Below are 11,630 nucleotides of genomic sequence, written 5' to 3'. Positions count from 1 at the left end.
TCACAATGCTCGCTTAAACATAGCGTGTGAATTTTTTCGGGTCGAAGGCCGCTCGAATGGCTTCACCAATAAAGGTCACCATTACCAACACGAGTACAATTGACGTCACCACTGAGGCAACAATCCATGGCGAGTCTAGGTTAGATTTACCTTGTTGTAGCAGTTCCCCCCAACTTGGCGTTGGTGGCATCAGACCTAAACCTAGATAATCCAAAGCGGTCAGCGCAGTGATGTTTGCTGCAATAGTGAACGGCGCCAATGTCACAATCATCACCATCGTATTCGGTAGGATGTGATTAAACAAAATACGTCCCGTCGATGCCCCTAAAGCACGTGCCGCCATTACGTATTCTCGTGCCGCTTCTTTATAAGTCATGGTCCGCATGTACCATGTCATGCCCATCCAGGTGAAAAGCACGTTAATAGCGACAAAGAGAGCGAACGTCGGTTGAACGATTGAGACAAGAATCATAATGACGTACAAAAACGGTACCATTGACCAGATTTCGATAAGTCGCTGTACAAACAAGTCAAATTTACCGCCCCAAAAACCCATAGCACAACCAACTGCGGTACCGATCGCGTAGGAAATTGCCATGGTGAGCAACGCAAATCCCATTGCCGTTCTGAATCCGTAGACAAGTCGCGCCAAAATATCGCGACCTATCACATCTGTACCTAAATAATGCTTGTTTTCGGCACTAGGCGCTGTTGGCGGGAAATCACCACTAAAATCTTGTTCATATGGGTTCCATGGCACAAGCGGCAAAATAACAAAGTTGTCGCCCCCTTCGGCCTCAAACGCTTTTTGCAGTACGCGATAATCCGCTTCGCTGGATGACTCTTGGCCAAATTCACTGCCTAAACGGACATCACTGACAACAGGAAAATAGTAGCTACCATCGTACTTGACGACTAGCGCTTTACTATTAATCAGAAGTTCAGCAAAGAGCGACAGGATCAACATGATTGAGAGAATGACAAACGACCAATAGCCTCGTTTGATCTCTTTAAAGTGGCGAATTTTCTTTTGAGTTAATGGACTAACTTTAATCATGTTACGCTCCAAACTTCACACGTGGGTCGACTAAAGCAACACAAATATCTGAAATAATGTTACCAATGAGCAGCAACAGCGCATTAATGGCGACAATACCCATAACAACAGGGTAGTCACGCTCCATGATTGATTCGTAACCCAATAAGCCAATGCCATCAATATTGAAGATAACTTCAATCAGGAAGGCACCAGTCATGAAGAACAACAAAGAGTTACCAAAGTGACTCGCGATTGGGATTAAGCTGTTACGCAACGCGTGCTTACGAACCGCCTTTTTGAAAGGTAAGCCCTTCGCGATAGCTGTACGTATATAGTCTGAAGAAAGGTTTTCCATCAGGTTGTTTTTCATCGTCATTGTCAGTGTTGCAAAGTCGCCAATGAGGTAACAGATTAAAGGCAACACCGCGTGCCACATGATGTCCTTGGCGCGTTCAAAGAAAGTTTCGTAATCGTCGAAGTCATCGCCGACAAAGCCTCCCATCGGAAACCATTCCAAGTGATAACTAAATAGCGTGATGAGCAATACACCCACCACATAGCCAGGCAAGGCATAGCCCACAAAGATGAGTATTGAAGAAGCGGAATCAAACACAGAGCCGTGCTTGAGCGCCTTGTAATAACCAAGAGGGATCGAGATAAAATAACTGATAAAAAAGGTCATGCCGCCATAAAATAACGACACAGGTAAACGCTCTGCAATCATGTCAGAGACAGGCTCGTAGTAACGTGTTGACTCACCAAGGTCTAGCACGACCAAGCGACTTAGCCACTCCACATACGCTTCTGTCACTGGCTTATCCAGACCGTAAAACGCATTTAGCTCAGCGATTTGATCATCAGAAAGGGCGGTATTGCCACCAGCAGACGTCATTGATGCGGCACCATCCCCTTGAGACTGCATTTGTGACAACATGCGTTCAACAGGTCCGCCCGGCACGAAACGAGTGATAGCAAAGATAAGAATAGTTATCCCGAGAAACGTTGGTATCACCAACGCCAAACGGCGTAAAAAGTACGACAGCATATACAACTTGCTCCTTGTCTACTGTCCAGTTCAGGCGGAGTGAAAGAGGAAGTTCCCCGCCCAAAGTGGTGCATATTTATCTCGTAGTAACTAAAACTGTTGAAACACACTCCCTGCGTTTCAAGAACCAGACTTTTCTACTACTGCAATAATTTCAGCGTCATATTTATCTTGAATCCACATCAGCTTCAAGTGTTTGAAACCAAAACATGACAAACTTCCTCCGAAGTCGAAAAACAGAAATGTTTTTGTAAAAAATTATAAAAAACCACAAAAATAATTCACACAGAATATCAATCTAGGCTGTTTAGAGCCAAAACCCTACATAAAAATGCAAATACATGGAATAAATAGACATATCCACCACATGTATATTTGACCTAAAAATACGAGTGAGCCCTTTTACAGCAATGGGTATCATATTTTGATACCACCCTATAAGTTCGAGTCACCAAAGTATGGATTCGATATAAAACTCATCTCAGAACAATTCACTGGAAAAATATCTTTTTTCAGATTCAATTACCCACTAAAAAACCATAGGCAAGATAAGTCATTAAAGTTTATAAGAAACACAAAATACGGTGTTTTATTGAAATTTGATGTCGCCTTGGTAAGGCTATTTAGTTTTTTATTCCGCGTTTTAAACCAACCCTGGTTATTTACATCTTTTTTACATTTAAGCATCCCCGTTTACCACTGGTTTGACTTCCTTTTTTCATCTCGGTTATACATTGGCCGAACGTTAACGAAATATTAACGTCACAATTGGCCGCTATGCGGCCAGACATAGGAAATAATAATAATCGGAGCAACAAGGATGTATAAAAACACAACCGCTTTATCTGTTGCGATAAGCCTTGCGTTGGGGACAGCAGCAGTCGTAGCCCCAGCAACAGCACTGGCAGAAGAGCAACAAGTTGAAAAACTTCAAAAGATGAAAGTTACTGGTTCGCGTATCTCCACGACGGATATGGAAGGTCCTTCACCAGTTACTGTTATTAATAGTAAAGATATTGAATCTAAAGGTTTTAACAGCGCGCAAGACGTGTTGAACAGTTTGACTCAAAACACCGGTGGTGTAATGGCTCAAACGAACTCTTTCTCATTCACACCTGCAGCACAGTCAGTCAACTTACGTGGTCTTGGCGCTTCACGCACATTGATTCTTATCGATGGTCGTCGCCTTCCTCAATACCCACTGGCTCAAGATGGCACATCTAACTTCCAAGACATTGGTCAAATCCCTGTTGCCGCTATCGAGCGTGTTGAAGTAATGACTGATTCAGGTTCCGCTATCTACGGCTCCGACGCGATCGGCGGTGTCGTAAACTTCATTTTAAAGAAAGACTTTGATGGCGTTTCTGTAAAAGTACGTGCGGGTGACGCAACAGATGGTGGCTACCAAAATGGCCGTTTAGACGTTGTTGCCGGTAAAGATTTTGACGATAAACGTATTCTCTTCGTTGGCCAATTTGCGGGCAACGAAATGCTTAAGCAATCTGACCGAGATGATTGGGCTGGCGATGACGGTTCTAGCCGTTCTCAGCTAAGTGGTTACTCTAGCTACGGTGCAAACTTTGAAGGCGCAAACGGAACACTTCTAACACCAGCTGATGCTGGTTCTTCATGTAAAGAAGTCGTTGGTGATGCCGCTATTGAACGAGCGGATGGCAAGTGTGGTGTTAACCGCTCTGCATACCGAACGTTGAAACCAGAAAATAAACAAGTAGACCTGCTTTTACGTGGTGAAATGGACATTAACGACAATGTCACTGCCATGGCAGAAGCCCGTTTTGGCTACAAGTCTACAGAATCTGAATTCGAACCTAACCCTTACAGCGTAGAAGTTGATGCCACTCACTTCCGCGGTGAAGGTGAATACACTCGCCGTATGGTCGAATTTGGCCCACGCGAAAGTAACACTGAAGCCGATTCTTTTGGCTTAACCTTAGGCTTGAACGGCCTGCTTGCTGATGCGTATGATTGGGACCTATCAGCTGGTTACTCTGAGCAAAGCGTTGAAACAAGCAACCCAGCAATCTTCCTAACTCTTGATCAAGCCGTACAAAATGGCGATGTCGATCTTCTAGGGCCTATCTCTCAAGACGTCGTAAACAAATACAGCGGCACATCAAGCAAAGAAGCCTACTCAAAGCTTTACTCTGTTAACGGCTCACTGGCTGGTGATTTGGTTGAACTGCCTGCTGGTATGTCTGGCTTTGCTGTTTATGGTGAATGGAACCGTACTGACTACAATGAAACGATTGATGCGACAACAGCAGCTGGTGGTTTCTCTGGTCTAGGCGGAACATCAGGTGGCGGTGACCGTGATCAGATTGGTCTTGGTGTCGAAGCCCTAATTCCTATCATTGAAGATTTGGAAATGACTGTCGCTGGTCGTTATGACCACTACTTCGACGACTCGGCAACAGGCGGAGCCTTCACTCCTAAAGTAGCACTAGCATACCGTCCTACTGACACTCTATTGCTTCGTGGTAGCTACGGTCTAGGTTTCCGAGCTCCTGACTTGAAACGACTATTTGGTGATCAAACTCGAGGCTTTGGTTCTGGTTTTGACCCTGTGCTTTGTGCCAACGCTGGTGGTAGCGGCCCACAAGATAAAGATAAGTACCCAGAGTGTGATACTCAATACTTCGATACGCTTAACGGCCCTAACTCTGAGCTGAAAGAAGAAACAAGTACAAACATTAACTTGGGTCTAGCTTGGGAACCTGTGGATGACCTTGGCGTAACCGTTGACTGGTACCACATCAAGATGGAAGACGTCGTAACAGCACCAACTTACCAAGACGTAATTAACGATCCAGGTAAATACCCAGGCACAGAAGTAGTTCGTAATACAGATGGTACAATCAAGTCCGTATCTTACGGCCCAGTCAACCAGTCATATGAAGAGCGTTCTGGTGTTGACCTTGCTGTGAAATATGCTTACGACACTAATGAGTTCGGTTCATTCAATACGCGCGTAGCTGTAACTAAGATCTTGATTGCTGAATATCAAGAAAACGACAGTGAGCCAGTAACGGATGAAAGAGATTTCATGCCTGAATACACCGCAACGTTAAACCTTGGCTGGGCATACGAAGATGTCGCTATCAACCTATTTGGTAAATACCGTGACCGTATGTGTTCAAGCTATGCGAACCGTTACTACTTTGATGACTGTGACTCTGCTAAGAAAGCTGGTTACAAAGCAGAAATCGCGAGCATGACAACATGGAACCTAACGGCTTCTTACCAATTCAACGAGAGTGGTCGTGTAACTCTTGGTGCTATCAACATGTTTGACAAGGTACCGCCTGCCGATCCTCTAAATGATACCTCTCCATTCTATGCAACTGGATATGACGATCCAATCGGCCGTCAGCTTTACATCGAGGCATCATACGACTTCTAAAAAATATTTGGCGCGGGTTTTCCGCGCCCTTTTCGACTGACTAAAACACTGACAAGGATGCAACCATGAAATTCAAGGAATTTGGTCTCAGTGCCATAGCTGCAGCATTGCTTACTATCAGTAGTAGCTCTGTAGCGGCCAACTCTGGTGCTGTCGTTTCCACACAAGCAAAAGCAAATCAATCTTCAGAAGCTTCGCAACAAAAAATCGACAACTATGCCGAAAGCACTGAAGGCATGTTGGCAGAATACAAAGGCTTACTTCGTCAAATCGACAGTATGAAAGTCTACAACGAGCAAATTAACCGTATGGTTCAATCGCAGCAAGGCGAGTTGGACTCATTAAATAACCAAATTGCTCAAATCGATCAAACGGCAACAGAAGTGGTGCCACTTACATTAAAAATGATCGATGCACTCGACGAATTTGTGACTCTCGATCTGCCTTTCCAGAAAAAAGAGCGTAATAAGCGAGTTCAAGAACTGCGTCGTCTCATGGATCGCGCCGACGTAACAACTTCAGAGAAATTCCGTAAAGTGATGGAAGCGTACCAAATTGAAGAAGGCTTCTCTCGCTCAATCGAATCTTACAAAGCTAGCCTAGACCGAAATGGTGAAACCGTGACTTACGATTTCCTACGTATTGGTCGCACAGCACTTCTATTCCAATCTCCAGACGGTGGTGAGACAGGTATGTGGAACCAACAAACACGTCAATGGGAAACATTACCAGAAAGCTACCGCATCGCGGTACAGCAAGGCCTTCGTATCGCGAAGAAGCAAGCGCCACCAGCGCTAATCAAACTGCCTGTATTTGCTGGGGAGGAATAAGAGATGAAAGGATTCAAAACTCTAGCCGCTGGCCTACTAGCGAGCTTATTTATGGTTTCTGGCGTACAAGCAGAAGCGCCTAAAAACTTATCTGAACTACTTAAAAACGTAAAATCAGAAAGCATCGTTGAGTCGAAAGAGAACAAAGCCCGTGAAGCTGAGTTCAAGAACAATCGCGATAAGCAAGCGGCATTATTGCAACAAGCTCGCGAAGAGTTAGCTGCGCAGCAAGCTCTGGGCGATCAACTTAAAGCAACTTTTGATGAAAACGATAAGCAGCTAACTGAACTAACAGAAACCCTACGTGTTCGCTCTGGTACTTTGGGCGAAATGTTTGGTGTGGTCCGCCAGTATGCGGGAGAGTTTAAGGGCTTATTTGCAGCCTCTCAAAACGCTGTTCAGTTCCCAGAGCGTGACGCACTACTAACGAAACTGGCTGAAAGTAAAGAACTGCCGTCAACACAAGAGCTAGAAGCTTTCTGGCATACCATTCTTCAACAAGTGGTTGCTTCTGGCGAAACTGCAACAACCCAAGCAACGGTTGTTTATGGCGAAGGTAAAGAAGCGGTTCGCGATGTCACTCTTGTCGGTGAGTTTAACGCGATTGCCGATGGTAAGTACGTCACTTATGTACCTCAAACAGGTAAGTTCGAAGAACTCTCTCGACAGCCTCGCACCAATATTACACGTCATGTTGCAGGCTTTGAATCAGCGTCAAACAGCTATGAACCACTGTTTATTGACCCATCCCGTGGTGTCATTTTGTCTCTACTTGTGCAAAGTCCTACCGTTCAAGAACGTATTGATCAAGGTGGCATCGTAGGCTACGTCATTCTAGGTATGGGTGCAGTTGGCGCTATCATTGCTCTAATTTGCTTCCTACGTCTTCAAGTGATTGGCGGCAAAATGCGTAAGCAAGCGAAATCAGAAACCGTGATTCCTGGCAACCCATTGGGTGAAGTTATCCAAGCTTACCAAGAGCACAAAGGTGACAACCTTGAAGATCTGGAAGCGAAGCTGGACGAAATCATTCTACGTAATGCTCCAAGCATTGAGCGCTTCATCAGCTCAATCAAGCTATTTGCTTCTGTAGCGCCTCTACTTGGTCTACTGGGTACGGTAATGGGTATGATCGGCACATTCCAAGCCATTACTCTGTTCGGTACCGGCGACCCTAAACTGATGGCTGGCGGTATTTCTGAAGCTCTTGTTACCACTATGCTAGGTCTGGTTGTCGCAATTCCATTGCTGTTCCTTTACACCATCGTACACAGTAAAGGTCGTCGTTTGGTTCAAACTCTTGAAGAACAGAGTGCAGGCTTCATCGCTCGCTATCAGGAAAAACTGCATAAAGCCGAAAGCTAAGGAGGCGTTATGTGGTGGTTAGTTGGAGAACTTGAATCAATTAGGCGCTTCTTGGGAATGGGTGGCGATGTACTCGTCGCCATCTTCATCCTCAGCTTTATGCTGTGGGCAGTATTGTTAGAACGTTGGTTCTATTTTGCTGCCGTCGCTCCAAAAGCCATGAAAAAAGCCGTTGGCTCATGGCAAGGGCGCTCAGAGCATCAAAGTTGGAACGCTAAGATGATCCGACAAGAAATCGTTTCTCGTCAGGACATAGAGAATAAAAAGGGACTACCAATCGTGAAAGTATTGATTGCACTTTGTCCCCTACTGGGTCTACTCGGCACCGTTGTCGGCATGATCCAAGTATTCGACATCTTGGCGGTAACAGGAACAGGAAGCCCTCGAGCAATGGCCTCGGGGATCTCAAAGGCAACAATCCCAACTTTAGCCGGGATGGTGGCTTCTCTATCAGGACTGTTCTTTAGTTCACGTCTTGATCATTTAGCCAAAGTCACAACGCAAAAGCTGGAAGATAAGCTAAAGCATATTGCCTGAGTAAATGGAATTAGAGGTATAGGTCATGAAAAGACGCTATAGCAGTGATAGCAGTGATGAAACCGCTATCGATATGACACCGATGCTCGACATCGTATTTATCATGTTGATCTTCTTTATCGTAACAACATCGTTCGTAAAAGAAGCAGGTCTGGAAGTAAACCGTCCGACGGCAAGCTCAGCGCAAACCGTTAAGAAAGGTAACATCATGGTCGCAGTTGGTGCGGCGGGTGATGTTTGGGTTGATAAACGCCGCATCGAAGTGGACGCGGTTCGCGCGAACATTGAACGTCTTCGTGCAGAAAGTCCTGATGGCGCAGTTGTTATCCAAGCCGACACTGAAGCAAATGCTGGCGTAGTCGTGAAGGTTATGGACCAGATCAAAATGGCAGGTGTAGAAAGCATCTCCATTGCCGCAACCAATAAGGATTAAGCTTATGCGGTATCTGGCCTCAATTGCACTGGCGCTCATTGTCTCCCTCGGGTTGTTCTGGGGGATGGACAAGCTAGTAAACAAAGAGCGCCACGAGTTAGTGTCGAATGATGACCTACGTATGGTCGAGTTTATTCGCATTAAACCAGAAGAGAAAATACAGGAGAAAAAACGCGAACTTCCAAAACCACCACCACCTAAGCGTCCGCCGCCGCCACCAGAAATGAAAGTGACAGCGACAGTAAAACCGGTGATGGAGCAGACCCCAATGGACATGCCAAAACTTGACCTACCCGTAAATGTTACAGGTGGTTCGGTGCTTGGACATTATAGCCAGGGTGGAGGTGCACAATTAGCGGGTAGCGGAGGTCCGACCCCTCTTGCAACATTCCAACCTCAAATGCCTAGGAAGGCTGCGAAAGCCGGAATAGAAAAAGGGGTCGTCTTATTAGAGTTTACTGTAAACGCACGTGGTGCCGTAGAGGACATCAAAGTTCTTAAAGAGCAACCACGACGCTTAGGCCTCGGTCGAGCGGCAAGAAAAACAGTCTCTAAATGGACATTTAAACCAAAATTGGTTGACGGAAAACCTGTTAGCTCGCGCCTATCGCAAGAAATAGAGTTCTCAACCAATTAAGGAGTCACGATGAAAAGTTTATGGAAAAGCAAAGTGGCTTCTTTAATTCTCTTCGCAGGAGTGGCATTTGCCGCTCCTACGATGGCAAAAGAAGCTCCTCAGTTATCAGATCGGACATTTCGAACCGTCAACAAAGTGCAAGAGTTGATCGCAACTGAAAAATATTCAGCAGCGAAAGAAAAATTAGCAAGCGCTTTAGAAAGCACAAGTTCGAAAAAATACGACCGAGCAGTTTTACTTCAGCAAACGGGCTTTTTGTATTCGCTACAAGACAATTATGTGCAAGCCGCGAAATACTTTGCCGAAGCATTAAAGCTCGATGCGCTTCCCGTTCCAGTCGCTCAACAAGTTCGCTACAGCTTGGCTCAGCTTTACCTAGCTGAAGAGAAGTACACGTTGTCTGTGAAAACGATGAAAGAATGGTTCAAAGTTGCAGAAACAACCAAAGAGAAGCCTCAAGCTCATGCTTATATCACGTTAGCAAGCGCTTATGTCCAGTTGGAAGATTACAGAAATGCAATCCCACCAACCAAAAAAGCAATTGCGATGAGCAAGAGCCCAAGTGAGTCTTGGTACTTAATTCTCGTTGCCTCTCACTACGAGTTAGGCCAGCTGAAAAGCGTTGCCAGTGTGCTTAAAACCCTTACTTCAAAGTACCCTCAGAAAAAGCGTTACTGGATGCAACTTTCTGGCGTTTATATGGAGTTGGGTCAAGAGCAAAACTCTTTAGCAACCTTAGAAATGGTTTACAAAATGGGGAAACTGGAAGGAGAGAAAGAGTACTTACGTTTTGTAAACTTCTTAGCTTACCAAGGTATTCCATATAAAGCGGCCAAAACTCTTGAGAAGGAGATGGCATCTGGAAACATTGAAAAGACGAAGGAAAACTATGACCGCTTGGCCAGCTTCTGGCAGCAAGCTAAAGAGCTAGATAAATCGATTCTCGCTTATAAAAAGTCATATAACATCGCTCCTTCTGCTAAAACGCAAATTCAGATTGCTCGCTTAATGGTACAAGACAAGCAGTATTCTGAAGCGACTCGCTTTGTAGAAAACGCGGCATCGAATGCCTCTAAAGAGCAAAAGGCAGAACTTGAATACATTCGCGGAATGGCCTATTTCGAGCTTAAGCAGCCACAAAAGGCCTTACAGGCAATGAAAGGCGCGGCTCAATCGCCAAAATTTAGGTCTACCGTTAGCCCTTGGATAAATTTCCTAGAATCCCAAGGATAATTTGAAGATTAAGTGTGAGTCAGTCGCACGCCTGGGGAAGTGAAAGCTTCCCCTTTTTTCGTTTGTTTTGTGCGCACGCGAGCTCTTTTCAACATTTAAGTAAGACGAAAAGATCAACTGGTAACAAAATAGAGATCATGATACTCTTCGCCTCCATTTTTCTGGCGGGATTATCACCAATATCCATCCCTTTGGTGGTTGATTTATCATTGCCAGTGCTATCGTTATAAGAGTGTCGGACTTTCCTTCGGCACTCAATCAATCCAATCAAAAGTGGAACAGTACAATGGGCAAAGGTACTCTCTATATCGTATCTGCACCTAGCGGCGCAGGTAAATCTAGCTTGATCTCAGCGATGTTGGAACGCAATCCAACCTACGCAATGAAAGTGTCTGTGTCTCATACCACGCGTAACATGCGACCTGGTGAAGAAAATGGTGTCCACTACCATTTTGTAGCGAAAGATGAGTTTGAAGCCCTGATCGCTAAAGGTGATTTCCTAGAATACGCTGAAGTGTTTGGTAATTATTACGGCACCTCTCGTGTGTGGATTGAAGAAACGCTAAATAAAGGTATCGACGTTTTTCTAGATATCGACTGGCAAGGCGCACGCCAAATCCGTGAGCAAATGCCAGAAGCCAAAAGCATCTTCATTCTGCCACCATCAAACGGTGAACTAGAGCGTCGCTTGAACACTCGTGGTCAAGATAGCGATGAAGTGATCGCAAAACGTATGGCTGAAGCCAAGTCAGAAATCTCTCATTACAGCGAATACGACTACGTGATCGTAAACGACGATTTTGATACCGCTTTGATGGACTTTAAAGCCATCTTGCGTGCAGAGAGATTGAAGGAAGAAAAGCAAGCTGCTAAATATAAAGGTATGCTTGACGCGTTGTTAGCAGAGTAACTTCAAAAAAGTCACGCTGTAAAACATAAAGAATTTCTCGTTTTTTGCTCAGTGCGAAAAACACAATAAACTACCTGAGAAAGTCCACAAACGGTGGCTTGTCTAATTGCTAGTAAATAAAGTAGTTAGGTTGTATACTTTCTCGTCATTCTAAAATTTTAGTTAACTATTTGGAGTCCT

10 protein-coding genes are annotated in these 11,630 nt (G+C 44.9%); 8 read left to right on the top strand and 2 right to left on the bottom strand.

Annotation, left to right across the window (positions count from 1 at the left end; all coding sequences use genetic code 11):
• Positions 1-13: 13 nt before the first annotated feature.
• Both L3V30_RS15315 and L3V30_RS15310 read right to left on the bottom strand, forming a co-directional pair.
• Entirely contained in the window at positions 14-1,057 is a 1,044-nt protein-coding gene (locus L3V30_RS15315) for an ABC transporter permease subunit (RefSeq protein WP_006741815.1), read from the bottom strand.
• 1 nt (position 1,058) lies between these two features.
• Positions 1,059-2,084 (bottom strand): ABC transporter permease subunit, encoded by a 1,026-nt coding sequence (locus L3V30_RS15310; protein WP_005394935.1) that lies wholly within the window; start codon positions 2,082-2,084, stop codon positions 1,059-1,061.
• An 820-nt stretch (positions 2,085-2,904) separates the two neighbouring features.
• On the opposite strand from L3V30_RS15310, the gene L3V30_RS15305 reads away from it, so the two are divergent.
• The 8 genes from L3V30_RS15305 (at position 2,905) to gmk (ending at position 11,450) form a co-directional block, all read left to right on the top strand.
• A complete protein-coding gene (locus tag L3V30_RS15305) occupies positions 2,905-5,505 on the top strand; it encodes a TonB-dependent receptor (protein ID WP_048624621.1) in 2,601 nt (866 codons plus the stop codon).
• A gap of 65 nt (positions 5,506-5,570) precedes the next feature.
• The gene (locus L3V30_RS15300; RefSeq protein ID WP_104971145.1) at positions 5,571-6,335 is read left to right on the top strand and encodes a DUF3450 domain-containing protein; all 765 of its coding nucleotides are present in this window, start codon (positions 5,571-5,573) and stop codon (positions 6,333-6,335) included.
• Positions 6,336-6,338: 3 nt separating this feature from the next.
• The gene (locus L3V30_RS15295) at positions 6,339-7,700 is read left to right on the top strand and encodes a MotA/TolQ/ExbB proton channel family protein (RefSeq protein WP_005394940.1); all 1,362 of its coding nucleotides are present in this window, start codon (positions 6,339-6,341) and stop codon (positions 7,698-7,700) included.
• Between the two features lie 9 nt (positions 7,701-7,709).
• The gene (locus L3V30_RS15290; protein ID WP_005379363.1) at positions 7,710-8,237 is read left to right on the top strand and encodes a MotA/TolQ/ExbB proton channel family protein; all 528 of its coding nucleotides are present in this window, start codon (positions 7,710-7,712) and stop codon (positions 8,235-8,237) included.
• Positions 8,238-8,262: 25 nt separating this feature from the next.
• Complete coding sequence (locus L3V30_RS15285; protein ID WP_005379359.1) at positions 8,263-8,670, top strand: biopolymer transporter ExbD; 408 nt, start codon at positions 8,263-8,265, stop codon at positions 8,668-8,670.
• A gap of 4 nt (positions 8,671-8,674) precedes the next feature.
• Positions 8,675-9,307: an energy transducer TonB gene (locus L3V30_RS15280; RefSeq protein WP_006741809.1), complete on the top strand. Its 633-nt coding sequence runs from the start codon at positions 8,675-8,677 to the stop codon at positions 9,305-9,307.
• A gap of 9 nt (positions 9,308-9,316) precedes the next feature.
• Positions 9,317-10,540 carry a hypothetical protein gene (locus tag L3V30_RS15275; RefSeq protein WP_047009404.1) on the top strand — a complete coding sequence of 408 codons (1,224 nt, stop codon included), beginning with the start codon at positions 9,317-9,319 and terminating at the stop codon, positions 10,538-10,540.
• A gap of 286 nt (positions 10,541-10,826) precedes the next feature.
• Positions 10,827-11,450: a guanylate kinase gene (gene gmk / locus L3V30_RS15270; RefSeq protein ID WP_005394946.1), complete on the top strand. Its 624-nt coding sequence runs from the start codon at positions 10,827-10,829 to the stop codon at positions 11,448-11,450.
• Positions 11,451-11,630 lie beyond the last annotated feature (180 nt).

The sequence above is a fragment of the Vibrio sp. A1-1 genome, from assembly GCF_021728175.1.
GTDB classification, from domain to species: Bacteria; Pseudomonadota; Gammaproteobacteria; order Enterobacterales; family Vibrionaceae; genus Vibrio; species Vibrio diabolicus.
This window is presented reverse-complemented; position numbering and strand designations above follow the sequence as displayed.

Coding starts and splice junctions, on each gene's coding strand:
- L3V30_RS15315 (WP_006741815.1), bottom strand. CDS start 1,057: ATGATTAAAGTTAGTCCATTAACTCAAAAGAAAATTCGCCACTTTAAA.
- L3V30_RS15310 (WP_005394935.1), bottom strand. CDS start 2,084: ATGCTGTCGTACTTTTTACGCCGTTTGGCGTTGGTGATACCAACGTTT.
- L3V30_RS15305 (WP_048624621.1), top strand. CDS start 2,905: ATGTATAAAAACACAACCGCTTTATCTGTTGCGATAAGCCTTGCGTTG.
- L3V30_RS15300 (WP_104971145.1), top strand. CDS start 5,571: ATGAAATTCAAGGAATTTGGTCTCAGTGCCATAGCTGCAGCATTGCTT.
- L3V30_RS15295 (WP_005394940.1), top strand. CDS start 6,339: ATGAAAGGATTCAAAACTCTAGCCGCTGGCCTACTAGCGAGCTTATTT.
- L3V30_RS15290 (WP_005379363.1), top strand. CDS start 7,710: ATGTGGTGGTTAGTTGGAGAACTTGAATCAATTAGGCGCTTCTTGGGA.
- L3V30_RS15285 (WP_005379359.1), top strand. CDS start 8,263: ATGAAAAGACGCTATAGCAGTGATAGCAGTGATGAAACCGCTATCGAT.
- L3V30_RS15280 (WP_006741809.1), top strand. CDS start 8,675: ATGCGGTATCTGGCCTCAATTGCACTGGCGCTCATTGTCTCCCTCGGG.
- L3V30_RS15275 (WP_047009404.1), top strand. CDS start 9,317: ATGAAAAGTTTATGGAAAAGCAAAGTGGCTTCTTTAATTCTCTTCGCA.
- gmk (WP_005394946.1), top strand. CDS start 10,827: ATGGGCAAAGGTACTCTCTATATCGTATCTGCACCTAGCGGCGCAGGT.